17 protein-coding genes are annotated in these 13,085 nt (G+C 38.1%); 2 read left to right on the top strand and 15 right to left on the bottom strand.

Translation table 11 applies throughout. The features are described from left to right. Positions 1 to 13: 13 nt before the first annotated feature. The 11 genes from sigF to M3225_RS04050 form a co-directional block, all read right to left on the bottom strand. Positions 14 to 775, bottom strand: coding sequence for an RNA polymerase sporulation sigma factor SigF (sigF, locus tag M3225_RS04000; RefSeq protein WP_013059074.1), 762 nt, complete (start codon positions 773 to 775; stop codon positions 14 to 16). A gap of 12 nt (positions 776 to 787) precedes the next feature. Further along, positions 788 to 1,231, bottom strand: coding sequence for an anti-sigma F factor (spoIIAB, locus tag M3225_RS04005; RefSeq protein ID WP_013084935.1), 444 nt, complete (start codon positions 1,229 to 1,231; stop codon positions 788 to 790). Next, complete coding sequence (gene spoIIAA, locus M3225_RS04010; RefSeq protein ID WP_251391258.1) at positions 1,231 to 1,581, bottom strand: anti-sigma F factor antagonist; 351 nt, start codon at positions 1,579 to 1,581, stop codon at positions 1,231 to 1,233. The genes spoIIAB and spoIIAA overlap by 1 nt, the downstream gene beginning before the upstream one ends. A 102-nt stretch (positions 1,582 to 1,683) precedes the next feature. Beyond that, positions 1,684 to 2,850 carry a D-alanyl-D-alanine carboxypeptidase family protein gene (locus tag M3225_RS04015; protein ID WP_251391260.1) on the bottom strand — a complete coding sequence of 389 codons (1,167 nt, stop codon included), beginning with the start codon at positions 2,848 to 2,850 and terminating at the stop codon, positions 1,684 to 1,686. A gap of 116 nt (positions 2,851 to 2,966) precedes the next feature. Then, positions 2,967 to 3,797: a purine-nucleoside phosphorylase gene (locus tag M3225_RS04020; RefSeq protein WP_251391262.1), complete on the bottom strand. Its 831-nt coding sequence runs from the start codon at positions 3,795 to 3,797 to the stop codon at positions 2,967 to 2,969. A gap of 16 nt (positions 3,798 to 3,813) precedes the next feature. Then, positions 3,814 to 4,995 (bottom strand): phosphopentomutase, encoded by a 1,182-nt coding sequence (deoB, locus tag M3225_RS04025; RefSeq protein WP_251391264.1) that lies wholly within the window; start codon positions 4,993 to 4,995, stop codon positions 3,814 to 3,816. A 196-nt stretch (positions 4,996 to 5,191) separates the two neighbouring features. Beyond that, the gene (gene xerD / locus M3225_RS04030; RefSeq protein ID WP_251391267.1) at positions 5,192 to 6,085 is read right to left on the bottom strand and encodes a site-specific tyrosine recombinase XerD; all 894 of its coding nucleotides are present in this window, start codon (positions 6,083 to 6,085) and stop codon (positions 5,192 to 5,194) included. A 6-nt stretch (positions 6,086 to 6,091) separates the two neighbouring features. Continuing rightward, positions 6,092 to 6,319, bottom strand: coding sequence for a YqzK family protein (locus tag M3225_RS04035; RefSeq protein WP_251391268.1), 228 nt, complete (start codon positions 6,317 to 6,319; stop codon positions 6,092 to 6,094). Positions 6,320 to 6,520: 201 nt separating this feature from the next. After that, entirely contained in the window at positions 6,521 to 6,973 is a 453-nt protein-coding gene (gene fur / locus M3225_RS04040) for a ferric iron uptake transcriptional regulator (RefSeq protein WP_013059082.1), read from the bottom strand. Between the two features lie 112 nt (positions 6,974 to 7,085). Then, on the bottom strand, positions 7,086 to 7,730 hold the full coding sequence (spoIIM, locus tag M3225_RS04045) for a stage II sporulation protein M (protein ID WP_251391269.1): 645 nt from the start codon (positions 7,728 to 7,730) through the stop codon (positions 7,086 to 7,088). Between the two features lie 312 nt (positions 7,731 to 8,042). Further along, on the bottom strand, positions 8,043 to 8,594 hold the full coding sequence (locus tag M3225_RS04050) for an NUDIX hydrolase (protein WP_251391270.1): 552 nt from the start codon (positions 8,592 to 8,594) through the stop codon (positions 8,043 to 8,045). A gap of 71 nt (positions 8,595 to 8,665) precedes the next feature. On the opposite strand from M3225_RS04050, the gene mciZ reads away from it, so the two are divergent. Beyond that, complete coding sequence (gene mciZ / locus M3225_RS04055) at positions 8,666 to 8,833, top strand: Z-ring formation inhibitor MciZ (RefSeq protein ID WP_251391271.1); 168 nt, start codon at positions 8,666 to 8,668, stop codon at positions 8,831 to 8,833. A 93-nt stretch (positions 8,834 to 8,926) separates the two neighbouring features. Next, entirely contained in the window at positions 8,927 to 9,844 is a 918-nt protein-coding gene (locus M3225_RS04060) for an aldo/keto reductase (RefSeq protein WP_251391272.1), read from the top strand. 27 nt (positions 9,845 to 9,871) lie between these two features. On the opposite strand, the gene M3225_RS04065 is transcribed toward M3225_RS04060, so the two are convergent. The 4 genes from M3225_RS04065 to M3225_RS04080 form a co-directional block, all read right to left on the bottom strand. After that, positions 9,872 to 10,120 (bottom strand): YqkE family protein, encoded by a 249-nt coding sequence (locus M3225_RS04065; protein WP_251391273.1) that lies wholly within the window; start codon positions 10,118 to 10,120, stop codon positions 9,872 to 9,874. A 64-nt stretch (positions 10,121 to 10,184) separates the two neighbouring features. Further along, complete coding sequence (locus tag M3225_RS04070; protein WP_251391274.1) at positions 10,185 to 10,853, bottom strand: 3-oxoacid CoA-transferase subunit B; 669 nt, start codon at positions 10,851 to 10,853, stop codon at positions 10,185 to 10,187. 20 nt (positions 10,854 to 10,873) lie between these two features. After that, entirely contained in the window at positions 10,874 to 11,563 is a 690-nt protein-coding gene (locus M3225_RS04075) for a CoA transferase subunit A (RefSeq protein ID WP_013059089.1), read from the bottom strand. Positions 11,564 to 11,799: 236 nt separating this feature from the next. Then, complete coding sequence (locus M3225_RS04080) at positions 11,800 to 12,987, bottom strand: acetyl-CoA C-acetyltransferase (RefSeq protein WP_116073563.1); 1,188 nt, start codon at positions 12,985 to 12,987, stop codon at positions 11,800 to 11,802. Between the last annotated feature and the right edge of the window lie 98 nt (positions 12,988 to 13,085).

Consider the following 13,085-nt stretch of genomic DNA (forward strand, 5'->3'; position numbering starts at 1 on the left):
TGCTTCTTAACAATTACGTATCATTCATATGCAGCTTCATTTGTTTTAAGATTTTCTTCTCAAGCCTCGATACTTGCACCTGGGAAATTCCCAGCCTTGCGGCAACTTCGGACTGAGTTTGATCTTTGTAATACCTCAAATAGACAATGAGCTTTTCACGTTCATCAAGTTCTTCAATTGCTTCTTTTAAGGCAATTTTATCAAACCACTTTGCTTCCGTATGATCAGCAATTTGGTCAAGAAGGGTAATTGGATCTCCATCATTTTCATAGACGGTCTCGTGAATAGACGAAGGAGCACGATTAGCTTCTTGAGCTAGCACTACTTCTTCAGGAGTGAGATCCAAATGTTCTGCAACCTCAGCGACTGTAGGGACGCGTCCAAGTAATTTGGAAAGCTCGTCTTTTGCTTTACGTATTTTATTGCTCATTTCTTTCAGAGAACGGCTAACCTTTACCGTGCCATCATCACGAATAAATCGCTGAATTTCACCAATAATCATCGGAACAGCATATGTTGAAAATTTAACATCATACGATAAGTCAAATTTATCAACGGACTTTAATAGCCCTATACATCCAATTTGAAATAAATCATCAGGCTCATAACCACGGTTAATAAAACGTTGAACAACCGACCAAACGAGCCGCATATTTTTTTGGACGATTGTATCTCGTGCAATTTGATCACCTTGCTGACTGCGCTTGATGAGGTCTTTAACTTCATGATCCTTTAAATACGGTTCGTTTTTATTTTTTTTGACCTCCACATCCATTGGCAAGTCTCCTTAATTACATAGCGCTTTACTATTTGTTAAGTGCTTTTTTAAATATAAGGTCGTACCTTCTAATACAGTAGACTCCACTCGAATTTCGTCCATAAAGTTTTCCATTATGGTGAAACCCATTCCAGAACGTTCTAGATCTGGTTTCGTTGTGTATAAAGGCTGCTTTGCTTCATCCACGTTATCGATACCAATTCCTTCATCACGAATCATCAGCTCGACTACACCGTCTTCATGAAGCGTCACAGAAATATATACGACACCATCCGGATTGCTTTCGTAGCCGTGAATAATAGCATTTGTTACTGCTTCAGATACGACTGTTTTAATTTCTGTTAACTCATCCATTGTTGGATCTAACTGCGTAATAAATGATGCTACTGTGACGCGGGCAAACGATTCATTTTGACTAAGCGCGGAAAATTGGAGGTTCATTTGATTTTTCATTATGCCACCCCCAATTTTTGAAGCGCGTTTTCTTCACTATGTTCAAAACGAATAATTTTAAATAACCCTGACATATTAAACAAACGTTCTACGGCAGGAGAAATAGCGCATACAACCATTTCCCCGCCGTTATTATGAACCTGTTTGTATCTCCCTAAAATAACCCCTAAGCCAGAGCTGTCCATAAAGGATAGATGCTGTAGATTTAAAATCAAATGGCTGATAGATTCCTTCTCTATCGCTTCTGTGATTTTGCTTCTTAGCTCTTCTGCCGTATGATGATCTAATTCTCCTGTTAATCGAACCAACAAGACATCTTGTTTGAATTCCAATTCAATCGAAAGACTCACTATACAAACCTCCTCGGAAATCTTATAGTCAGTCTTTCGCTGCCGACAGAATAGAATCCTTCTCACCGACAAAACTAGTTCTATTTCGTCACATTTAGCTGTTTAAGATGTTTGAGAGAAAATAGAGAATGTACGTTTAAATAGCTTCCACCAAGAAGCAGCATCAATATCTTCTTTTGCAAGAAGCGGTGAAGAACTAACTACTTTGTTATCCTTCTTAATGGTCAAAATTCCAATTTTGTCGCCTTTTTGAATAGGAGCACTTAGCTTCTCATTCATTTTCACTTCTGTTTTAACGTCTTTGGCTGCATTTCCTTTTTTCAATAAAACAGAAATAGGCTCAGACGTAATAGCTGTTACCTGATCTTCGCTACCCTTATTTACATCTATCTTGGTAATAACGTCTCCCTTTTTGTATAAAGGCTTCGTTGTATATTGACTGAATGCGTAGTCTAACATTTTGGTTACTTGATTATTGCGGTCTTTTGGAGTGCTTGCACCGAATACAACCGCTAACACACGCATATTTCCCTTTTTAGCGGTAGCTGTTAGGCAATACTTGGCCTGACCTGTAAATCCCGTTTTGAGTCCATCAACGCCGGGATAAAACTTCACTAAGCGGTTTGTATTTACTAACCAAAACTTCTTATCTGTATCCGTGCGTAAATAAGCTTCGTATTTACTTGTATAGTTAATAATTTTTTCATACTTTAGTAGCTCTCTGCCCATCATTGCCATATCATGAGCTGTACTATAGTGATTTTCTACGGGCAGACCTGTCGGATTTTGAAATTTTGTATGAGTCAAACCGAGCTCTTTCGCTTTTTGGTTCATCTTTGCTACAAATTTTTCTTCTGATCCAGCTAAATATTCAGCCATTGCCATAGAAGCATCGTTACCAGAACCTATTGCAATCCCTTTTAACAGATCATTTACCGTCATTTCTTCTCCGGGCTCTAAAAAGATTTGTGAGCCTCCCATTGAAGCGGCATATTCACTTGCTCGCACTTTATCTTTTAAGGTAATTTTCCCTTTGTCCAAAGCCTCCATAATTAAAATCATTGTCATAATTTTTGTCATACTGGCAGGGGGAAGTTCTTGATTACTATTTTTTTCGTATAGAATTTTTCCTGTATCCCGTTCAATTAAAATAGCTGACCTAGCACTATCAGCAAGCTCAGAACTCTTTTTTTCTGCGGCTAAAACAGGTTGCGTCATAAGTGGAAATAAAAATATGACAACGAGTAACTTTACAATAGTTCGCTTCATCTCCACAAACCTCCATTCTTTATACAACCTATTTTTTCCAAGGTATAATCGATTTATACTAAACGAAATAAAAAAAGCATCGAGAAGTTCTCGATGCTTGAAGTCATATTTTCTTATTATTTTTGATAAGCTGGAAGTTGCTTTACTACTTCTTTTACAAGCGATAAAAACTGCTGTTTTACTTTTTCAGTCGTTTCAATCACTTCTTCATGATTTAACGGCTGATCTAAAATACCAGCTGCCATATTAGAAATACAAGAAATACCTAGTACTTTCATACCTGCATGGCGTGCCACAATAACTTCTGGTACTGTAGACATACCGACCGCGTCTCCCCCGATAATGCGAAGCATGCGTACTTCAGCAGGCGTTTCATATGTTGGACCTGTATTTCCTACATATACACCTTCTTGTAAGGCAATCTTCAAATCAGCTCCTACTTTCTTCGCCAATTGACGAAGATCCTTGCAGTAAGAAGTTGACATATCCGGGAACCTTACTCCAAAGTCAGAGTCATTAGGTCCAATTAAAGGGTTGGTTCCAAAGTTATTAATATGATCAGAAATAATCATTAAGTCTCCTGGATTAAAGGATTCGTTCACTCCACCTGCTGCATTCGTTACAATCAACGTTTCTACACCGATTTCTTTCATTACGCGCACCGGAAATGTTACTTTATCAAGCGCATATCCTTCATAAAAGTGAAAACGTCCTTGCATAGCTACAACCGGTACATCATGAATGGTGCCAATTACTAATTGACCAGCGTGACCTTCAACTGTTGAAACCGGGAACTCAGGAATGTCGTTATATGGAATTTTTACCGCGCCTTCAATTTCGTCAGCTAATACCCCTAGTCCAGAACCTAAAATAAGCCCAATTGTTGGTGTAACAGCTGATTGATTTTTAATATATGCTGCTGCTTTTTCAATATATTCTTTTTTCATACTCCATTCCCCCTGCTTAATTCAGCTCTTTTAAAAAACTTTTTCCATGCTTAGGCATTGTTACGCCAAAATTTTCTGCTACCGTTGCGCCAATATCGGCAAAAGTTTGACGAATAGAAAGTTCTTTTCCTTCTTGCATGCCTTTATTGTATACAAGAAGCGGCACGTATTCACGCGTATGGTCTGTACCATGATGAACAGGGTCATTTCCATGATCCGCTGTAATAATCAATAAATCATCTTCTTTTAATAAATTAAATACTTCTTCTAAGCGTGCATCATATTCTTCAAGTGCTTGCCCATATCCTTGTGGATCACGGCGATGGCCATAAAGAGCATCAAAATCAACTAAATTTAAGAAACTTAAGCCTGTGAAGTCCATGTTTAATGTATCAACTAGCTTATCCATGCCGTCCATGTTCGATTTGGTACGAAGAGATTTTGTTACCCCTTCTCCGTCGTAAATATCAGAAATTTTACCGATAGCAATAACATCGATGTCATTGTCTTTTAATTCATTCATTACTGTACGTCCAAAAGGCTTTAATGCATAGTCATGACGATTGGATGTACGTGTGAAGCTACCTGGTTCACCTAAAAACGGGCGAGCGATAACACGTCCAATCATGTATGGATCATCAAGAGTTAATTCACGAGCAATTTCACAAATTTTATACAATTCATCAATCGGAACAATTTCTTCATGAGCAGCAATTTGCAAAACAGAATCCGCTGATGTATAGACGATTAAGTCACCTGTTTCCATATGCTGCTTTCCTAGCTCATCCAAGATTTCTGTACCAGACGCCGGTTTGTTCCCGATGATCTTTCGACCTGTTTTTTCTTCTAATTGTGAAATTAGCTCTTCTGGAAATCCGTCTGGAAACACATTAAAAGGCGTATCAATATTAAGACCCATAATTTCCCAATGACCTGTCATTGTATCTTTTCCTGCAGAAGCTTCCTGCATTTTTGTATAGTAAGCCAACGGTTTTTCGGCTTTATCAATTCCTTTAATTTCACGGATATTGCTTAGGCCAAGCTTAGCCATATTAGGCATATGAAGACCGTTGCAGTGCTCTGCAATATGACCAAACGTATCAGCACCTTTATCATTGTATTTTTCAGCATCCGGTGATTCACCGATACCTACTGAATCCATGACAATTAAAAATACGCGTTTATATGTATGCGCCATTTTATTCCCTCCAAATATCAATTTATTTATTCTCTATAAAATTCCCGTTTGGAAATAATTTAACCATCATCTCTTATTGGTCAGAAGTCTGACCTCTCTATTAGTATAGACGCTTTTTATTTTTTTGTACACAGGAATGAAAGTGTTTTCAATCAAAAAACCAATGTCTATGAACTCATTGGACATTGGAATCTTCCTACGCTCGCGGATGAAACTGATTGTATACATCTTTTAAACGAGCTTTTGTGACATGTGTATAAATTTGAGTGGTCGAAATATCCACATGCCCAAGCATTTCTTGAACGGCTCTCAAGTCCGCGCCATTCTCTAACAAATGAGTAGCAAACGAATGCCGTAAAGTATGAGGAGTTAATTCTTTTTCAATTTTTGCTTCAGAAGCTAACTTTTTTAATATTTTCCAAAACCCCTGCCTTGTTAAGCGCCTTCCGTGATGATTAACAAAAAGTGCTTTGTCCTGTTCCTTTTGCTTTGTTAAAATACTCCGGCTATGCTGTAAATACTCTTCAATAGCCTCTGTGGCCAACCTTCCGATGGGGACAATTCTTTCTTTATTCCCTTTTCCGATACAACGAATAAATCCCATCGTCAAATGTGCATCATCAATATTTAAGTTGACGAGTTCAGACACACGAATTCCAGTAGCATAAAGCAATTCAAGCATCGCTTTGTCTCGTATGCCAAAAGGCGTCGAAGTATCAAACACATTTAACAGCGCCTCTACTTCCTCTGCATTTAACACTTTTGGCAGCTTGCGCTCAAGCTGCGGAGTATCAATATGAACGGATGGATCTGTATCCGCTGCTTTTTCCCTTAGTAAGAATTGATGAAAAGATCTAGTTGAAGCCACATGTCTCGCAATCGTTTTAGATGACTTTTGCTGATCACTTAAATATTTCAGAAAATTAACTATGTGGAGTCTTGTTACTTCATTAAATGATTTCAGCTGCTCTACATGCTCTAAATATTGAGCATATTTTTTTAAATCTCGTTCATACGAATCAATCGTATTTTTCGCCAGTCCCCGCTCTACTACTAAATAATGAATAAAATCTTGAATTTGATCATTCAATAGCCTCTACTCCCCGTTTTGATAAAACATAAATAAACGCTCTAGCCACGTCTGATCTTTGTTAACACTTGCTTGCATGACCTTAACAGCTGAACCCGACGGCTCATCATAACGTTTATAATTTTGATACTCTTGAGATACCCATATCATTCCAAAATAAAACAAAAGAGTAAACCCGGTAAATAAGATAAATACTTTACATGTATTATATACCATTTCAACCCATGATTTCATGTAAACAATTCCTCCAATTTTTGATTCTATTAGAAGATATGCCAATTGGGACAGGTTTTATACATGTTTCTTATCTTATATGCCGAGTTCTCTCCTGATCATTTCCTTCCTTTCTATAAAACCATATAGCTTATAACCTCGTCATTTCATTATTTTCTATTTATGTACAACAAAAAACCTTCTCCATTAGGGAAAAGGCTTTTACTGCTTGTCTTCTTTATCCTGACAGCGATGGCAAATGCCATGAAATGTCAAGCGGTGATCTTTAATTTTAAAATTCCATTGCTTTTCCACAATTTCTTCAACGTCTTCAAGCAAATCTTCTTGAATTTCGTCCACAGATCCACATTCCATACACACAAGGTGATGATGAAAGTGTGCGGCTCCTTCTTGTCTTAAATCGTAGCGAGAAACGCCATCGCCAAAGTTTATTTTATCAACAATTTTAAGTTCAGTTAACAATTCTAACGTACGATAAACAGTTGCCAATCCAATTTCCGGAGACTTTTCCTTGACGAGGAGATATACATCTTCGGCACTTAAATGATCCTCTTCATGTTCAAGAAGTACTCTTACAGTCGCCTCACGTTGAGGTGTCAATTTATAGCTAGCTGAGTGCAACTGCTGCTTAATTCGCTCAATTCGACTTTCCATAATTATTCCCTCCCTCGCCATTCACTAATCCATTATATCAGATGTGTCGAGGGTGTCAAAATAAAGTTATTATTAATAAGAAAAAAGAATTCTTTTTATTTAATACTTATTCTTACTTATTTAATAGAGCCATTACACTTTTCATTAAAGTAGGTGATACGTAAGCTTCAACTGTAGCTGCACAGGCAACCAAACATATCATTGCAATCATGGTACCGCTATAGCGTAAAAAGGATGCGGAAATAGGCTCCGCTGTTTTTTTAAAAAACTGCTGCCGCACAAGCTTCAAAGAAAATGCAACTGAAGCTGCAGACAGGATCAGAAATGCCGGTATGAGAAAGATATTTTGCGGCATAACAGATACAAAAGATAGTACAAACCCAGAGAGTCCCATTTGATTGACTAAAAAACCTACGGTAAAGCCAATCACCATTCCTTTTAAAAATAGCAAAATCAACACCACAGGCAAACCAATAATTGCAATTCCTAATATCCAAATGAGCCCCAAGTATTTAACATTGTGAAAAAAACTTTGCTGAAACATTTCAACGCTGCTTGCTACTTCTCCATTCTTCACCTGTCCGAAAAACCGGTTTAAATAGAAGTACAGGTCTTCTTTTTGATCAAGCGTCAAACTATTTACAACAATAGCCCCAAAAATGATTCCCATTAAAAACAGCACGGTCACAAACAAATAAATAGAACTGTTTTCTTGAAAATGTCTTGCATACGATAATGGCAATTGTTTTTTTCTCATCGTCTTCCTCCTATTAATCGCTTAATAGAGTGTATGATAGAGTACAAAAACTATGCCAAGAATCTTTTAAATCTATCACATGGAAGAAAGGGCCGTTCTGCTTAATAAAAAAACGGGCACCTCTATTAGTAGATACCCATTTTTCTATTCAGCTTAATAGCCCATCTGCTTTGAACTCACAGTCGATGAGCACTACATTTTCTTAAAGAGTTAGAAGTGCCCGCATACCTGTTCTTTCCTAACATCAAATTACATTTCAATGTAAACTGCTAAATTGCTAGATTACCGTTCATATGTAAAAGAAAAACTCTCTTACTCTCCTAATCCGCTTTTCAACTGTAAGTATTGCACAGCATATGCTGTTTTTGCATCATAAATTTCCTTGTTTTGAATAAGAGTAAGAGCCTCATCTACGGTAACTTCCATCACTTCAACAAATTCATCTTCATCTAATTCCGCTTTGGTGGTCATCATTTTTAAATCCTCCGCTAAATAAAGGTGAACCAGCTCATCCGCAAAACCTGGTGATGTATAAAAAGAAATAATATGGCTAAGCGAATCCGTTGTATAGCCTGTTTCTTCTTCTAACTCACGTTTTGCCGTGACAATCGGCTCTTCTCCTTTTTCTAGCTTGCCGGCTGGAATTTCGACTAAAATACGATCCATCGGTCTACGATACTGCTTGACCATAACCATTTTATGATCGCTTGTTAACGCAATGACAGCTACGGCTCCAGGATGCTTAACTACTTCTCTCGTACTCGTTTTTCCGTTTGGAAGCTCTACTTCTTCTAAGTACAAATCAATCACTCTTCCTCCAAACAGCTTTTCAGAAGACAGCATTTTTTCTGTTAAATGATCCATTTTCTACACCTCGTTCTATTTTTTTGACTCTTACATATATTCTATCATACGAATCTTGGGAGGTAGAAAAAATGAAAGTTTATGTTCATGAGAAGCAAATCATTTTGGTCGGTAAAGCATGGGAAATCAAACAAAAGTTAAAAGAATACGGCGAGCAATTTCAATATGTTGATGAGTGGACCAAAGCTATCTCTCAAAATTTCAACTCTTACAAACAACAAGCAGACTGCAGACACTAATTGTGCTGCAGTTTTTTAATCTTCTTATTTGAGTTTCCCTCTATCATAGCGCTACAATAGATAGAAACAAATAAAAAATAAGGAGTGACATATATGGAAAAAAGACGCTTAGGTACTTCAGATTTGCTCGTCAGTACATTAGGTTTAGGATGCATGTCTCTTGGAACGGAACAGAAACACGCTGTCAATATGATTGATCAAGCTCTGGAATATGGCATTAATTATTTCGATACAGCAGATTTATATGATTTTGGCTTAAACGAGGAGTTTGTGGGACAAGCCCTAAAAAAACGCAGAAATGATATTGTTTTAGCCACAAAAGTAGGAAATCGCTGGAATGATACAAAAGACAGCTGGACATGGGATCCGTCTAAAGCTTACATAAAAGATGAAGTAAAAGAAAGCCTGCGCCGTCTTCAAACGGATTACATCGATTTATATCAACTGCACGGAGGGACCGTTGAAGACAATATTGAGGAAACGATTGAAGCATTTGAAGAATTAAAACAAGAAGGCGTCATTCGCTACTATGGTATTTCATCTATCCGCCCGAATGTGATTCGAGAGTATGTGCAAAACTCTTCTATTGTCAGTGTAATGATACAATACAGCTTGTTAGACAGACGTTCTGAAGAAAGTGCACTTCCTCTTTTACATGATAACGGCATTAGCGTTGTAGCCAGAGGTCCAGTAGCTAAAGGGTTGCTAACCGAAAAAGGAGAGCAAAAGCTTGCTGCATTCCAGGATAAGGGCTACTTAGATTATAGCGGTACGGAATTAGCAAAAACGATAGAAGCATTTCGTCACGTACGACCAAATCACTCTCTGAATTCAACTGCACTTCAATACTGTTTAGCTAATCCTACGGTAGCCTCAGTTGTAGCAGGAGCAAGCTCTTCTTCTCAGCTTCGTGAAAACGTAAAAGCTGTCGAGGCCTCCCCGCTCCAGCCTATTGAAGTTAACAAGCTGCAATCGATCTTTAAAGCAAATCAATATGAAGCTCATCGTTAAAAAATAAAAGCGCCGATAAAGGCGCTTTTATTTTTTAAATTCAGACCATTTCAAATCACTTTCATTTAACAGCTCTTCAAACGACTTATTTTTTTCTTTTTCTTTTCGAATTCGAGCAGCTTCTTTACGCTCTGTTTCTTTCTGCTCTTTTTCTTTTAAAGAAAGCGCCTGTTTTTTAGCTTGAAGCTGTTTTAATAAGCTATCATTTAGCTGATCTTTGATACTGAGCTGATCATTTTGTTTTTGTGCTGATTGTTTTTGCTTTTTTTTAGCCATCACAATTCCCCCGCTACTTTAATTGAGAGATATTGTATCATATTCTTGCTTTTGTTACCAAAAATCAAAATGCATCTAGTTTTACATGTTCATCAATGATTAAAGTTGGCTCTGTAGACTGTTGAATATCTTCTACCGTATAGCCTTTCGCTACTTCGACAAGTTTTAGACCTTCTGCCGTAATATCAATGATCGCTCGATCTGTAATAATACGATCCACTACTCCTTTTCCTGTCAGAGGGAGGCTGCACTCATTTAAGATTTTAGGTTCATCTTTTCTTGTCACGTGTTCCATAATAACAATGATGCGCTGCGCTCCGTGAACTAAATCCATTGCACCGCCCATTCCTTTAATCATTTTTCCAGGAATCATCCAGTTCGCCAAGTCACCAGTTTTTGAGACTTCCATGCCTCCTAAAATCGCAATATTAATATGCCCTCCGCGAATCATTCCAAACGATTCAGCACTGTCGAAGTAAGAAGCCCCCTTTGTCGCCGTTACGGTTTCTTTGCCTGCATTAATTAAATCGGGATCTACTTCTCCTTCTTTCGGATATGGTCCGATTCCTAGCAGACCGTTTTCAGATTGAAGTACCACCGTTTTATTATCTGAGATATGATTAGCCACAAGCGTTGGAATACCGATTCCAAGGTTCACATAAAATCCGTCCAAAATTTCTTTTTCAGCACGTTTTGCAATTCGTTCTCTCACGTTCACGCCGTTTTCAATCATGAAAAATCTCTCCCCTTTTGTTATTTTTGAACGGTTAAACGCTCAATACGTTTTTCTTGTTCACCAATAATTAATGATTGAACATACACACTCGGTGTATGGATAATATTTGGATCAAGTGAACCTGTTGGATGAAGTTCCTCAACTTCTGCTATCGTCACTTTTCCTGCTGCTGCAATCATTGGGCTGAAATTCCGCGCTGTCTTGTTATACACTAAGTTCCCCATATGATCAGCCTTCCAAGCTCTGACCAAACTAAAATCAGCTTTTAACGCCTCTTCTAATAAATATTCTTTCCCATCAAATACACGTACTTCTTTTCCTTCAGCAATTGGTGTTCCCACTCCCGCTGGTGTATAAAATGCAGGTATGCCCGCTCCGCCGGCGCGAATCTTTTCAGCTAGCGTGCCTTGAGGTAGCAATTCTACTTCAATTTCTCCTGACAATACTTGTCTTTCAAACTCTTTATTTTCTCCCACGTAAGAACCAATCATCTTTTTAATTTGTTTATTTTTCAGAAGCAGTCCAAGTCCCCAGTCGTCTACGCCGCAGTTATTTGAAATTACGGTTAAATCTTTTACCCCTGTTTCAACTAACGCTAAAATCAAATTCTCTGGAATTCCACATAAACCAAAACCACCGACCATAATCGTAGCACCGTCGTGAATATCTTTCACCGCTTCTTTAAACGACGTATGTACTTGTTTCATACATAACCACCCCTTCGTTATTTTTGAAAACGCTTTCTAATCTATTATAAAAGATTTTTATTTCTTTTTAAATATATATATAACTGAAAATTATAATTTAATCATTTTTTTGTCAAAAAAGTTATATTACTAGACAAAGTAAGGAGAAAAACAAAAACGCCACAAGTTCCAAAGCAGTATGTTTGGAATCTGTGGCGTTGTGATATAGCTTTAATGTTTGTTAAAACTATATCAAATTAAGGACGTTCAACGATTGTTGCAACGCCTTGGCCTCCGCCAATACATAACGTTGCTAACCCAAGTTTTGCGTCGCGTTTTTGCATTTCATGAATGAGTGAAACAAGGACACGTGTACCACTTGCACCAATAGGATGTCCAAGAGCAATTGCTCCACCATTTACGTTTAAAATATCATGGTTAAATTGAAGTTCACGATCCACAGCGATTGACTGTGCAGCGAATGCTTCGTTTGCTTCTACTAATTGAACATCTTCTAATGAAACAGCAGCTTTTTCCAGCGCCTTTTTCACTGCACTTACAGGACCGATTCCCATAATGCTTGGGTCTACTCCGGCAGTTGCATTAGCTTTAATAGACACTAATGGTGTTAGGCCTAACTCGTCTGCTTTTTTACGGCTCATTACCACTACTGCAGCTGCACCGTCATTAATACCAGATGCATTACCAGCTGTTACAGAACCGTCTTTTTTGAAGGCCGGACGTAGTTTCCCTAGACTTTCAGCCGTTGTGCCTGCGCGTGGGAACTCATCTTGTTCAAAAATTGTTACTTGGCCTTTTCTTCCAGGCACTTCTACCGGTACAATTTCATCTGCGAAACGACCAGATTGAATAGCTGCTTCTGCTTTTTGCTGACTTGAAGCTGCAAACGCATCTTGTTCGTCGCGAGTAATTTCATATTTATCACACAGGTTTTCAGCTGTAACGCCCATATGGTAGTCGTTAAATGCACACCATAATCCATCTTGAATCATGCTGTCGACTACTTTTTGATCGCCCATTTTAAACCCGTTGCGTGCATTTTTTAATAAGTATGGTGCTTGGCTCATGTTTTCCATTCCACCAGCAACAATCACATCAGCATCCCCAGCAAGAATCGCCTGTGTAGCGAGATGTACTGCTTTTAGTCCTGATCCGCATACTTTATTGATGGTTAATGCTGAAACAGTTTCAGGTAAACCTGCTGCTAAAGTTGCTTGTCGTGCTGGATTTTGTCCTAAACCTGCTTGTAAGACATTTCCCATAATAACTTCATCTACTTCGTTTGCTGATACCCCTGCTTTGTTTAAAGCTTCTTTAATTACAGTACCACCTAAAGTTGTTGCGGATACATTTTGTAAGCTTCCCCCAAAGCTGCCGATTGCTGTACGTACAGCGCTTACAATGACTACTTCTGTTTGACCCATGTCGAAAACCTCTCCTTACTGTTTGATTACTGTGATTAACTGTCACCTGTATTACTTTCGACATCGCTTGCGAAATTCCTCTTTTTTTGTAAAAATTT

It is taken from the genome of Priestia aryabhattai, assembly GCF_023715685.1.
Taxonomy (GTDB): Bacteria; Bacillota; Bacilli; order Bacillales; family Bacillaceae_H; genus Priestia; species Priestia aryabhattai_B.